This window comes from Bacillus sp. FSL W8-0848 (genome assembly GCF_038007805.1).
Lineage (GTDB): Bacteria > Bacillota > Bacilli > Bacillales > Bacillaceae > Bacillus > Bacillus glycinifermentans.
The window spans coordinates 2,392,208-2,405,442 of the sequence record NZ_JBBOYB010000001.1; the positions used below are offsets into that span (position 1 = coordinate 2,392,208).

9 protein-coding genes and 2 pseudogenes are annotated in these 13,235 nt (G+C 44.3%); 3 read left to right on the top strand and 8 right to left on the bottom strand.

Annotated features, from left to right (window positions below; translation table 11 throughout):
• Positions 1 to 16: 16 nt before the first annotated feature.
• The 4 genes and pseudogenes from NSQ39_RS12505 to NSQ39_RS12520 form a co-directional block, all read right to left on the bottom strand.
• The gene (locus tag NSQ39_RS12505) at positions 17 to 232 is read right to left on the bottom strand and encodes a YrpD family protein (protein ID WP_373688019.1); all 216 of its coding nucleotides are present in this window, start codon (positions 230 to 232) and stop codon (positions 17 to 19) included.
• 31 nt (positions 233 to 263) lie between these two features.
• A pseudogene (locus NSQ39_RS12510) lies at positions 264 to 793 on the bottom strand (metal-binding protein ZinT).
• A gap of 669 nt (positions 794 to 1,462) precedes the next feature.
• On the bottom strand, positions 1,463 to 1,612 hold the full coding sequence (locus NSQ39_RS12515) for a hypothetical protein (protein WP_175075602.1): 150 nt from the start codon (positions 1,610 to 1,612) through the stop codon (positions 1,463 to 1,465).
• Positions 1,613 to 1,832: 220 nt separating this feature from the next.
• The gene (locus NSQ39_RS12520; RefSeq protein ID WP_175075604.1) at positions 1,833 to 3,047 is read right to left on the bottom strand and encodes a cytochrome P450 family protein; all 1,215 of its coding nucleotides are present in this window, start codon (positions 3,045 to 3,047) and stop codon (positions 1,833 to 1,835) included.
• A gap of 228 nt (positions 3,048 to 3,275) precedes the next feature.
• Here NSQ39_RS12520 and hpaB point away from each other — a divergent pair, with 228 nt between their 5' ends.
• Positions 3,276 to 4,721 carry a 4-hydroxyphenylacetate 3-monooxygenase, oxygenase component gene (hpaB, locus tag NSQ39_RS12525; protein WP_216899104.1) on the top strand — a complete coding sequence of 482 codons (1,446 nt, stop codon included), beginning with the start codon at positions 3,276 to 3,278 and terminating at the stop codon, positions 4,719 to 4,721.
• A 699-nt stretch (positions 4,722 to 5,420) separates the two neighbouring features.
• Positions 5,421 to 5,762 (top strand): DUF4064 domain-containing protein, encoded by a 342-nt coding sequence (locus NSQ39_RS12530; RefSeq protein WP_046131535.1) that lies wholly within the window; start codon positions 5,421 to 5,423, stop codon positions 5,760 to 5,762.
• Between the two features lie 65 nt (positions 5,763 to 5,827).
• On the opposite strand, the gene NSQ39_RS12535 is transcribed toward NSQ39_RS12530, so the two are convergent.
• The 3 genes from NSQ39_RS12535 to NSQ39_RS12545 all read right to left on the bottom strand — a co-directional run bounded on the left by NSQ39_RS12535 (position 5,828) and on the right by NSQ39_RS12545 (position 10,499).
• The gene (locus tag NSQ39_RS12535) at positions 5,828 to 7,246 is read right to left on the bottom strand and encodes an amino acid permease (RefSeq protein ID WP_175075608.1); all 1,419 of its coding nucleotides are present in this window, start codon (positions 7,244 to 7,246) and stop codon (positions 5,828 to 5,830) included.
• Positions 7,243 to 8,931, bottom strand: coding sequence for a M20/M25/M40 family metallo-hydrolase (locus NSQ39_RS12540; RefSeq protein WP_046131533.1), 1,689 nt, complete (start codon positions 8,929 to 8,931; stop codon positions 7,243 to 7,245). The genes NSQ39_RS12535 and NSQ39_RS12540 overlap by 4 nt, the downstream gene beginning before the upstream one ends.
• A 308-nt stretch (positions 8,932 to 9,239) precedes the next feature.
• Positions 9,240 to 10,499: a Glu/Leu/Phe/Val family dehydrogenase gene (locus NSQ39_RS12545; RefSeq protein WP_082094124.1), complete on the bottom strand. Its 1,260-nt coding sequence runs from the start codon at positions 10,497 to 10,499 to the stop codon at positions 9,240 to 9,242.
• 260 nt (positions 10,500 to 10,759) lie between these two features.
• Here NSQ39_RS12545 and NSQ39_RS12550 point away from each other — a divergent pair.
• Positions 10,760 to 12,139 (top strand): annotated as a pseudogene (locus NSQ39_RS12550) (FAD-binding oxidoreductase).
• A 120-nt stretch (positions 12,140 to 12,259) separates the two neighbouring features.
• On the opposite strand, the gene NSQ39_RS12555 reads toward NSQ39_RS12550, so the two are convergent.
• Entirely contained in the window at positions 12,260 to 13,147 is an 888-nt protein-coding gene (locus NSQ39_RS12555; protein ID WP_175075610.1) for a TauD/TfdA dioxygenase family protein, read from the bottom strand.
• Positions 13,148 to 13,235 lie beyond the last annotated feature (88 nt).

A 13,235-nucleotide genomic window follows, 5' to 3' on the forward strand; every position in this document is an offset into this window, starting at 1 on the left:
AGGGGAAACTTTTGCTTTATCCTGCTATATCGGCAACAGGTTGGGCTGCTTTATTGTCGATTTTAATTTCGGAAAATGTTGCAGAAAAATTTGCAACAATGGCTTCGCGGTCTCGCTTACTGTCAGTTTTTACAGCAGCGGCAGCAAGCGTTTTCCACCTTTTGAGAGTTCCGATCTTGGAATTCAGAGAATGGACCGTTTGCAGAACAGTTTTATTGTAAAAAAACACCATACTTCATGGTAATAATCATGTTACTCCTAATTTAATGCGCCATCATCTCATGGGCAATATCGTGTCCATCCATTTCTGACGGGTAATATGTAGGCCAGTTTATGACCTCATCAAGTAAAGCTTCACGGTCGTCACCCCAATACAGATGGTAGTGACCGGCTTTGTTCGGATAGATACTATGATCACTAAACTGAATATACTGGGGAAGTCCATCAGCTTCTTTAGCCAGCTTAAAAATGTATCTTACCCCTCTATTGCCCGCATCATATGTTAGGATTTCGTATCCGTCATAAGTATACACGCCGGAATATTCTTCTCCATTTTTGAAGAACGTTACAGTATCTTGTTGAATTACGATACGGTCAACATCTGTTTTATACCCTTTTTTATAATACTCTTTATATTCTTTAACGTCATGTCACCTTCATGTTCTGCTTTATAAGAAAATACTTCGTCAAGAGTACCGTCCTGCAGGAATGGGTATACAGATTGCCAGTCTCCTTCCCAATCAGAAAGCGAACGATCCTTTACTTGACTGTCTTTAAAATAACCTTCATAAATTTTTTCTGTTTTTTCATCATGTGCATGATCGTGAGCATGTTCACTTTCATGTGTGTGACTTTCAGATGTTTTTCTCTTTTTCGAAGAGTCTTCTGCAACTGATGAGGATGTTGTTGTTTTATTAGACTCCCCTTCGGATGAACCTGAAGCCTGACATCCTGCCAAAACTAGTAATGAACCAATAGTTACTATACCAAACCTCTTTACAAATGAAATTTCCATTGCAACACCTCTTTTTATAAATCGTAAATATTGCGATTTATATTATACATATATCTTATTCAAACATCAAAGGGAAAATGCTCTAATATCGCTGAATGGTATCCGGCAGCGGAATGACAAGCTTCAATTAGAACATTTATCTTCATTTCCGTTTGTTGTTATAAAAAAGGTTTTATTAGTCATCTATCAGCCCCGCATGCTCATATCGGTGACAATGATTGCCTATCATTTCCGCATCAATTGCCCGAACTCCCCCTCATGTTTTTCAGCTCTCGCCATGTTGAGTCGGGGCCTGGTTAATGAAAATCGAAAAACAAAGGCGTCACTATCAAACCTTGATGTTAAGAAAAAATCAAAACGGAAAATGGCAAGAGTGATTCTAAACTTTCGGTTCCGCGAATCCCAGGTTATATACAGAGGAAAGAAAAACAACAAAAGAGACGGACATCATTCATATCCGTCTCCGTCTGTCATGTTATACACACTTTTTATACCGCCCGCTTGCGCCGATGGCTGAGCGGACGCCGGATCCGCATTGAACAATGATCGGACGGTTGGCGGGATGTCATGAATGCGGTCCGGAATCGTTCCAAGCATGATATGCTTTACTCCTTCAATGGACCCTTTTTTCCTGAAACAGCCTCGCACCGCCGTAATTCCCGCGTACCTCCGCGAGCGATGGTCACCGATAATGTCCCTTTATCTTAAAACCTCCCAAACTAAGAGCCAGATATGCAAAATGGCTCCCGCGACCCTCTGTTGCGTCAGGACGATCGCCGTGATAAAAAACAGACCGGCCGCACGGTTCAGAACCCCTCTAGAAACATAGCGGCAATTCTTCCAAAGACCTCATCAAAAAGTTCCCTTTCCATTTGATATCTTCCCTTCTGCCTTGTATCTGTATATCGGGATAGCGGCGCAATAATGCAGGAACGGCAATCTTTGCTTCCAGACGGGCCAAAGGTGCGCCAAGACAAAAGTGGCTGCCGTGGCCAAAGGCAATATGACGGTTGTTCTTTCTGGCAATATCAAACACATCAGCATCCGGGAATACCTTTTCGTCGCGATTGGCAGATGCTAACGAAATGACGATAACATCTTTTCTTTTCACTTCTTGTCCATGCAAAGTTAACGGTTCAGCCGCCCAGCGCAGGGTAGTCAATTCAACGGGACTGTGAAACCGCAACGCCTCTTCAATCGCTGAATCTATCAAATTCGGGTTTTGCTGAAGCGTCTCCAATTGATCGGGGTGATTGAGCAGTGCAAAGATCATGTTGGTGATTAAGTTCACTGTTGTTTCATGCCCGGCAACGATAAGCAGCATAATCGTCGAGTAGAGCTCTTTTGTGCTTAATGTCGTTCCTTCGCTTTCAGCCTGGATTAAGGCGCTGATTAAATCGTCTGCAGGTTCGTTTCTTTTTTTATGAACCAAATATTGCAGGTATTCGGCGAATTGCTTTATTTTATCCAAGCTTTCGGGGGTGTCAGTGAAATCGATGATGGCTTGTGACCAATTCCTGAATTTTTGACGATCTTCAAGGGGAATGCCGAGCATTTCGCTGATGACGATAATTGGCAAGGGAAATGAGAAGTCTTCTACAAGATTCATGGAATTGCGCTGTACATTATCCAATAGAGAATCAGCGATATGCTGGATTCTGTCTTCGAGCTGTAAAATCATCCGGGGAGTAAACGCTTTTTGAACAAGGGAGCGCAGGCGGGTGTGATCAGGTGGATCTGAGTTGAGCATGTGCTCTGTCAAAGGCTCTTTAGTTTTTGATATAACGGGTTTTTCATTTTCAGCAAACACATTTTCAACATCTTTCTTTAACCTGGCATCCTTTAATAAATGCACAGCATCATCGTATCTCGTAATAAGCCAGCCTTGACCGAGTTCTCCTAAAGAAACTGGATAAAGAGGACGGGACGCGCGCAATTCTTTATAAAAATCATACGCTTCATGTTTAAATGCAGCTGAAGATAAATCGATTTCTGATAACACGGCGGAGCTCTTCTCATGTTTTGAAGACATCAATCCAACCTCCATCTCCTCAAAATTTTGTAAATATAACCCTTTACTAGGATTATAAACCACCCCCATTTATTATGCCACTAAATCTAACATCCGTATTTCGCCGGTACGAACCTTTCAGATCAATCCTCTTAAACAGGCTTTTTCAAAAACAGAATATTGGAACATGTCTCTATCACTATTAATATATTGACAGTGTCTAACGTTACTGCAGAAGGAGCGATATCAATGGGAATTATCAGCGGGAAGGAGTTTTTAGACCGATTAAACCAACTAAAAAATGAAATTTGGTTTGATGGCAAAAAAATAGAGGGAAACATTTCTGAACATCCTGCATTTAAAGGCATTCTGGAAACTAAGAGCTCACTTTATGATTTGCAAGCGAGCGGCGGCTTAATCGATGAGATGACTTTTTTTCTCCCGGGAAAAAAAGAGCGGATTGGGTTATCATACTTACAGCCGAAAACAAAAGAAGATTTACAAAGAAGAAGGAGAATGATTGAACACTGGGCAAGACACACACATGGAATGATGGGAAGAAGCCCCGATTACATGAACACTGTCATCATGAGCTTTGCGTCTTCCGCCTCGCTTTTACATGATAAAGAAAACTGTTTCCCTGAACATATTCGGGCGCTTTACGATCGGGCGATGAAACACGACCTTTCGTTTACCCATACATTCATTACGCCCCAGGTCAATCGCTCCCAAATGAATATGGCATCATCAGAAAATCCCATATCCGCAAAAATCGTTGACCGTAATGAGGAGGGAATCGTGATTAAAGGCGCCCGCCTTCTTGCGACTCAAGGCGGCTTAACAGATGAAATTTTAGTTTTATCAGCACCAAGATTTTATTTTGAAGAGGATGAAGCTTTTGCTTTTTCCATTCCCTCTAATACGCAAGGCATAAAATTCATTTGCAGGGAATCGTTCGTTTTAGGGGAGTCTGCATTTGATCACCCCCTTGGTTCAAGGTATGAAGAAATGGATTCTGTCGTTGTCTTTGACGATGTTTTAGTACCATGGGACAGGGTATTTTTTTATGGTGATGTGGAAACAGCCAACGGCTTTTTAGCCGCAAGTTCTTTTAATGCTTTTTCATATCATCAGGTCATCACCAGACAAATCATAAAAACAGAATTTCTTTTAGGCGTTTCCCAGCTTCTCGTGGATACGATCAATGTATCTGAGTATCAGCACATACAGGAGAAATTGTCGGAAATCGTGATCGGCCTTGAAACATTGAAGGCGCTATTAGAGAAATCGGAACATGATGCAATGTTAGATGAATGCGGATATATGCGGCCGAGTTTGATTCCGCTTCAAATCGCCAGCACTGTCTTCCCTAAAATATATCCCCGTTTTACAGAGATCATTCAATTAATCGGAGCCAGCGGCATGATGACAATCCCGGCCGAAAGCGCTTTTGATTCTGAAATTAAAGAGGATCTTGACCATTATCTGCAAGGAACCGGCATAAACGGAAAGGACCGGGTCAAACTTTTCCGTTTGGCATGGGATCTCACAATGAGCCCTTTCGGCACAAGACAAACTCAATATGAACGGTTTTTTTACGGGGACCCTGTTCGTTTGGCAAGCCGGTTATACCAATGCTACCCAAAAGAAAAATATGTGAAGGCGGTACAGGAATTTTTACATGCAAAAAATTAAAAAAAGCGGGAAAGAGCCTTTGATCCCGCTGCGCTTTGAAATGAGGCCGGAATAAATCACAGCACCGGCCTCTTTTTGCCCGTAAATGCTCCCGGAACGAAAATCTGTTGAGTTTCCCCCTGATGCGGGGAGAATTTCTACAAATTACAAATTCTATTCACTGAGTCATAATTCCTGCTATTATTTTTTAAACATAAAACTTTAGACCTCCCCTCTTGTTTTTTCAGCAAGGCGGTTAAATGCGTCTTTTCGGTTGGCGACAGGCCTTAAAGGTCAGTTGTGCCAATGAATTTCGCAACTTTCCATGTACCAATCGTGTCCAATCGCCGATAAAATCTATCTTAAAACTGGTAATACCCTGTTGAAATGTCATGATTTTTATCCTATGATAAAAGACGTACATACGAATAATGAATGGGGAGGTATCAAATGTAATTCATCTTGTCGCTCCGTCAACTGATATATCTTCATTGAAAGATACGATTGTCAAGGTATGGAACTTCTATCCTGATCAAGCACTGCGGCAGCGGAGATACGCAATTATAGCCAATTCGATTTTAAATGTTTGCCGACAAGATCAGGGTTGCATTAAGCATGAACAACATGGATAGCGAAAACCTTGATGACGGAACAACTGAAGCCGTATAAAAAATAAAACTGCAGCATTTGCTGTACCAGTTAAGTAAGGAGATTGATAGAATGAAAAGAACAACTGAATTTGTTTTAGGTTTAATCGGCGGTATTTTCGGATTTTTTGGAGCGATCTTCGCTTTGTTTATCGGCGGTATTGATGCCACTTTTAACGGAAGCAGCGAAATTATCGGATTGGGCTGGGGAGCCATTTTCTTTTCAATCCTCGGCATTGTAGCCTCTATCGTTGTGAAAAGCAAGCCTAAAGTAGGCGGAGTTTTGCTTATCATTTCCGGTATTGGCGGAGTGATTTCTATTTCTATGTTCTATATATTGCCTGCCGTTCTTTTGATTATCCCTGGCATCATGGGACTTGTTAGAAAAGACAAGACAAATACGACAGCGGCATAATGATAGCCCCTCAATGAGGGGTTTTTCTTTTATACTTCATATACATTCCCTTTTTCGATAGATTTCTATTGGGCTTGATCTATTTCTCTATGTCCAGTCCCGCTTCTTACCCGTTTTTTTATGCCGAGATGATAATACGCATAACAGAAGATGATTAACGGCACCCCGCAATAGAGTCCGATTCGCTGATCAGGTATGAAAATGAGGCTGATCAATATGGCTCCGTATAAAACAAATCCGAGAATCGGAACGACCGGATAAAATGGCGTCTTAAATGTAAGTAATTTCACATCACCTCCCCCGGCGATAAAGCGCCTCCTAAAGAAAAATTGCGAAGCGCAGATCGACATCCAGACGACAACGGTAACCATTCCTGAAATCGAGATGAGCCACAAGTATACCGTCTCCGCAGCTACAACGCTTGTCAGCAATGAAAATCCCGAAATTGTAATGGTCACCAGCAATGCGCGAAGCGGCACTCCTTTTTTAGACAACGGCGTTAGCCGCTTGGGCCCCATCCCGCTTTTAGACAGCGACCACAGCATTCTGGATGCGGCATACAGCCCTGAATTTGCGACAGACAAAACTGCTGTTAAAATGACAAAATTCATGATATCAGCAGCATAGGGAATCCCGACTTTATCGAGTACGGCGACAAACGGACTTTCTACGACACCCGCCGTCTGATACGGAAGCATCGCAACCAATACAAACATGGCCAAAACAAAGAAAAATAACGTGCGCCACACGACGTTTCGAATGGAACGCGGCAATGTTTTTTCTGGATTCTCGCTTTCTCCGGCTGCAATGCCGACTAGCTCAGTTCCCTGAAATGAAAAATTCACCATCACAAGCGTAAAAAGGACCGCAGGCAAGCCGTTGGGAAACAGCCCTCCGTCAGTTGTAAAACGAGAGAAAAAAGGAGCCGGCTCTCCTCCCTTTAATCCGATCAAGCCAAAAATCGCTCCGCACCCGATTACAATAAATAATACAATGGCCGCAACCTTAATGCTTGAAAACCAAAATTCGGTTTCGGCATAGCTTTTTGCCGACAATGCATTAATGAAAAAAATCACAACCCCAAAGGTTAAACACCAAACCCAAATAGGCACCTCCGGAAACCAGCGCTGCATAAGAATTCCTGCTGACGTGAATTCCAGTCCTACTGTATTGGCCCAGCTGAACCAATACAGCCACCCGATCATGAAGCCCGTGGAAGGCCCTATGTATGTCGCGGCATACGACTGAAACGATCCTGACACCGGCTGTGCCACTGCCAGCTCTCCAAGGCACAGCATAACCACATACATTAAAAAGCCGCCCAACATATAAGCCAAAATCGCTCCGCCCGGACCTGCCTGACTAATGGTGAACCCGGAGCCCAAAAACAGTCCTGTGCCGATTACGCCGCCTAAAGCGATCATAAAAAGGTGGCGGCTTTTCATCGTGCGTTGCAATTCGTTGTATCCCTTTTGTTCTGTCATGATATCCCTCCATCAGTATTCAATTTGTACAACCCATGAAGCAAATGGACCGACGTTTTTCTGATCAGCTCCGGAAGCACCTTAAATGTATAAGGCTTGTACACTCTCTCCGTCCATTTATGCCCGTCCTTTCCGTAAACCCCCATATTAATTGACGGAATATTTAATTGACGAATATCTTCGAAAGGAATCGTCCCGATCGTCTCCCATCCGGGAAAGTTTCGTATAAATGAAGCAATTTCCTCATTCGTTTCATGCAATGACAGAAAGCTTCCATCCGCTAAATAAGGGAAGAATTTTTGATATGCAAATGTTTCTCCTGTTTTTGCGGCCATCTCTTCGCAGGCTTCCTTTACAACCTTCAGCAATTGCCGGTCGCGGGCGTCTTCCTCTCTTAAATAGTTATGGGGTAAATACGGCGGAGCATAAAATAGTATGACCTTCGCACATTGCTCCGGATCGAGCTTTTGCAGGGCTTCGACAACTTTAAAGCACCTCATTCGCAGCTCCAGATGCTCAAATTTCTGATGCGTTTTCTTTATGCAGGAATCGGGATCCGCCCCCTTTTGCTTCAATTCCTGAATATAATTTTCCAGTGTAACGACTCGAATGTTCCACGATATGTCCTTTCTCGGCAGGTGGGTTCGCATAAGGAAATCGTCATAATAGTCCGATAATTTTTTCTCTGTGCAGGCACACGCTTCCAGCGCCACTTCATGCAGTTGATCCATGATTTCTTTCGCGGTTTTTTCATAGATGAAGTAATTAAAATATAAATAGCTGCTTAGGGCAGTCTGAACATTGTACGTTTCTTTATTATCCCACTGATACAGACAGGACGGCGGCAGGGTCAGTTCTCCTTCAATATTTTCGGCGAGATTCATGTTATTGTGAATTCTGTTTGTCAGTTCAGATGCGATGAAATTCGGATCAATGCCTGCCAGTGTATCCCCCACGTGAACCTCGCGGCCGTAAATATAAAAGCACGGCAGGAGCTTTCCGGCAGCGCCTGTATATATGTAGCGCGTGTCATCGCCATCGTATAGCGGTGTGATAAAATCTGTGTTGATGGCGGCCAGATAGTTAAATTGTCTTTCGTTTCTCAATCGCTTCAATTCGGAAACGGCTGATATAATCCCGGCGTGCTGACTTTCTTCATCAGGATTCGCCATAAATAAAATATGTCCCGGCAGCTCATCAAGATGCTCGGTAAAATATAAAATATTGACCAAATGAACAGCGATCCCGCTTTTCATATCAACAGAGCCTCTGCCGAACAGCCAGTCTCCCGACAAAGCGTCTTGCCTGACGTCTTCATTAAATTCATATTTGGAAAAATAGTTGACGAGATAATCCGGATCGAGCGCATGCTCCTTTAGAATCCCAAAATCTTCAATGCCGACCGTGTCTATATGTGCATGATATATAACGGTTTTTTCACTTCGATGATTGCCCGTTACAAGCGCAAATACATTTTTCCTGCCAAGCGGGTCACCTGGAATCGGCTGCTCCCATACCCGTTCCGGGTGCTTTCGGAAATAAGGAAAGCTTTTCAGTATCTGTGAAATATGATCAGCTATGTCCCTCTCACCGGATGTTCCGTTCAAACTTTTTATGCTGACCAAAAATCTTGTGAGTGTTTCAGTTTTTTCTTCCAATGTCATCCCGTTGATTTGTTCATACATAACATGCTCCTCCATTTTTCAATACATTGTGATTTTTAAGTAACCGCGCCTTCTGCCGCTTATTTTTTGAATAAATGGCACCTCCTTTGATATTTTCACATCATAATGATGCAATATTTGTGCCTGTCTGAAAAATCGCTAGTTTTCGTGACATTTTTCCCAGAAAAAACATGAAAATGGCGTGGTACACGGAGCAAATAGATGCAAAATAAATTGCAAATTGCCTTATTTTTTGCAGAAATAACGAAAAATTTTTTTGCACCCATTGCGTAAAAATCGGCCGCATGATTGCTGCGGCCGACGAATCATTATACCCAACCTCTAAAGCGCGAAGCCTCGCTTATTTTTCTAACCCCCTCCATATATGCCGCTAAACGCATATCCACTTGATGGGTAAGAGAAGTTTGATAGATATTTTGAAATGAATTGACCATAACTTCGCGCAGTTTCCTGTCGACTTCTTCGGCTGACCAGTAGTACCCCTGATTATTTTGCACCCATTCAAAGTACGAAACCGTGACACCGCCTGCGCTTGCCAAAATGTCCGGGACAAGCAGAATACCTCTTTCATTCAGCACTTTTGTGGCGTCAAGCGTTGTCGGTCCGTTAGCTGCTTCAACGACGATTTTCGCTTTAATATGATGCGCATTGTCCATTGTAATTTGGTTGGAAATGGCGGCCGGTACAAGGATATCGCATTCTTTTTCCAGCAATTCTTGATTTGTGATGACGTCTGTAAACAGCTTCGTAATGGTGCCGAAGCTGTCGCGTCTGTCAAGCAAATATTCGATATCAAGACCGGCCGGATCATAAAGCGCTCCATATGCATCCGAAATGCCGATAACTTTCGCTCCGGCATCATGCATAAACTTTGCAATGAAACTGCCTGCGTTGCCGAAGCCTTGAATGATGATGCGGGCCCCTTTTAAAGAGATGCCTTTTCTTTTCACCGCTTCCTCAATGCATATGGTCACTCCGCTGGCTGTGGCGGTTTCGCGACCGTGCGAACCTCCCAAAACGAGCGGTTTTCCCGTAATAAAGCCGGGGGAATCAAATTCTCTGAGACGGCTGTATTCATCCATCATCCAGGCCATAATTTGCGAATTGGTATAAACATCAGGAGCCGGGATATCTTTTGTCGGTCCTACAATCTGACTGATGGCGCGGACGTATCCGCGGCTGAGCCTCTCTAATTCACCGAAAGACATGCTTCTCGGATCACACACAATGCCGCCTTTTCCCCCGCCGTACGGAAGATTGGTAATCCCGCACTTTAAAGTCATCCAAATGGACAGCGCCTTCACCTCGTCTTCGTTCACCTCAGGATGAAACCTTACTCCTCCCTTTGTCGGCCCGATCGCATCATTATGCTGAGAGCGGTATCCGGTAAACACCTTGACAGACCCATTGTCCATTTTGACCGGAATCCGGACAGTCAATGTGCGGATCGGTTCTTTCATCAGTTCGTATACTTCTTCGGAATAGCCCAATTTGCGCAAGGCTCTTTTTATAATCGTTTGTGTGGAATGCAACAGATTTAAGGATCCCTTCTCCTTAGTTGGTGACATCTTCATACTCCCCTTATGAAAAATTGTTGGTCATAAACGGCTGGAACGGCACGACTTAAAAAAGCGCTTTCATTTTACGAAGTATTCAACACATCATTGCATCCTCCCTCATATCTCACTCTACAAGAATATGATGCAAGATCCGTGCCAGTTTTTTCGAATTTAAATTCAGCCCGCTTTCATAAGCCGCATACTTTCTTCCAAACTGGCATACATTTTCACAAGCATTTTTGCAAACGGTGTTAAGTCTAATGAAAAGAATGGACGTGGTAGGATTGAGCACAGAAAAAAAATCTGTTCGGCGGGAAAAGGAGCCGGAATTAACAGGACGGATCGTTGTACCCGGTGAAACGGGGTATCATTCGGCCCGAAGGGAATTCAACACCTTTTTCAATAAATTCCCTCTTGTCATCGTCTTCGCCAGAGAGACTCGGGACATTGTTAACGCCATCCGCTGGGCGCGTTATCGGGATGTGCCCATACGCATACGATCCGGCCGCCATAGCTATGAGGGGTTGTCGGTCGTTGACGCCGGCATCGTTATCGATGTTAGTGAGATGACCCGGGTAGAGATTGATTATAAGAGAGGGACAGTCACTGTACAAACCGGAATTCGCGACTATTCTTTATAACTGATTCTTGGACCTGAGGGACTGGTGGTGCCGGGCGGACTTTGTCCGACTACGGGAATTGCCGGATTGACTCTTGGTGGAGGTCAGAGCAGTCTGTCACGACCGTGGGGACTGACGATCGATAGCTTGCTTGAACTCGAAATGGTCGATGCTAATGGTCAGGTCATAAGAGCCAATGCCACTCAGAACAGCGACCTGTTTTGGGCTTCGCGGGGCGGCGGAGGGGGTAATTTTGGCATTTGTACCTCCTTCCGCTTCCGGACACATCATCTTGAAACAGTTGCCTACGCCAGCATAAACTGGGACTTGGGTAATATGGAAGAGGTGCTGCGTGTCTGGCAGAAGTATACATTTCCGAACTCCGATGAAAAGCTTACTCCTCTCCTTACCATAACATCAGGGCGAGAGTCTCTGCTGCTGATGCAGGGCGTCTACCTTGGTTCAGCTGCAAAGTTGCGGCAATTGCTGCAGCCTCTGCTTCACACAGGCTCGCCGCAACAGGTATTTATTGAAGAGATGCCTTGGCTTGAGGCAGTTGAACGGATAGCGGACACCCAGCCTGATTCTCCCTTGCCCTTCAAAAGTGTAGGACCCTTTGTGAATGAACCGCTGCCAGATGAGGCCATCACAACGATCAGGCGCTTTATTGATAAACCGCCTACCACCTCAGTGACGGTTTTTTTCCACGGATTGGGCGGCGCCGTGGCCAGAGTGCCAAAAGATGCTACAGCCTACTTCTACAGAAAGGCTTTATCGAATATGTCTATTTTTTCTACATGGAATACACAGGAAGAAGCTGCCCTCGGCATCCGCTGGGTGGAGGATTTCCGGCAGGCGATGCTGCCCTTTACCGAGGGAGTGTACGTGAATACGCCTGATCTTGCAATCAAGAACTGGCCTAGAGCATACTATGGCGGCAACTTCGAGCGATTGACCCGGGTAAAAGCCAAGTATGATCCAGAAAATGTCTTCAACTTTCCTCAAAGCATTCCTCCAGCCCGGTTATAAATGTTTTAGGTAACGTATAATGATGAGTTTTACCGGATGTGTTGCAGAAAAAGGATAAAATTTGAAAGATTAAAAAGAGGCCTGGACAAATCCAGCCTCTTTTTTCTAAACACTGAATCTTCATTTTTTACCGATCAGTGAGCTTGCTTCATTTTTTATGTTCACCGGTACACTTTTTCCTACAGTCACCCGCCGTACGACACGGTGTTCATCATAGTCGGCGACCGCGTAGTGTTGAGTGGCGAGATTATCCCAAATCGCTACATCGCCTTCAGTCCATTGCCAGCGAACCGTGTTTTCCAGCCGCGTGACATAGTCATCAAAGATGCTTAACAGCCTTTCTGAGGCGCCCGTTGTAAAGCCTTCGATTCTTCCTGCAAAGCCGCCCAGCAGAAGGTGTTTTTCACCTGTTTCGGCATGTACATGAACAACCGGATGCCTCGTTTTAAAAATGGTGGATTCGAATATCGCCCGGCGCCTTTTTCTCGCTTCATCATCAGGCAAGTCTTCTGATCTGGTATATGCATAATCGAATTCATTCGTGTGAATCGCCCACAATTGATCGGCCAGTTTTTTGAGACTCCCGGGAAGCTCTTCATAAGCGGTATTTGTATTGGCCCAAACGGTATCTCCGCCAACCTTTGGAATGATCACCGCTCTGAGGATCGAATATTTCGGGACTTCCGGCGCGAATGTGACATCGGTATGCCAATGGTTTGCTCTTGCACCGCTGTCAGAATCAAGCTCGAAAATATAGTTGGATTTTTCTTTTACAGGAACCGTTGGATGAACGTACGGTTCCCCAAGCAACTTTGCAAATTCCTCCTGGCCTTTATCATCTAAATGATGCTGTCCCTTCAAAAATATGACTTTGTAATCGGCTAATGCTTGTTTGAGCGTGTGAAGCGCAGCCGAATCTAAATCCCCGCTTAATGTTACCCCTTTGATTTCAGCCCCGATTCTTCCTGATACCGGCTTAATCGTAATTTCCTCCGTTTGAACCGTCATCCGGTTTCTCCCCCTTTATTCATTATCGTTACCCGCTCTCGGCTTCCCATCCCATCCTATCTTGGACGACATCATACGGTATAGCCGC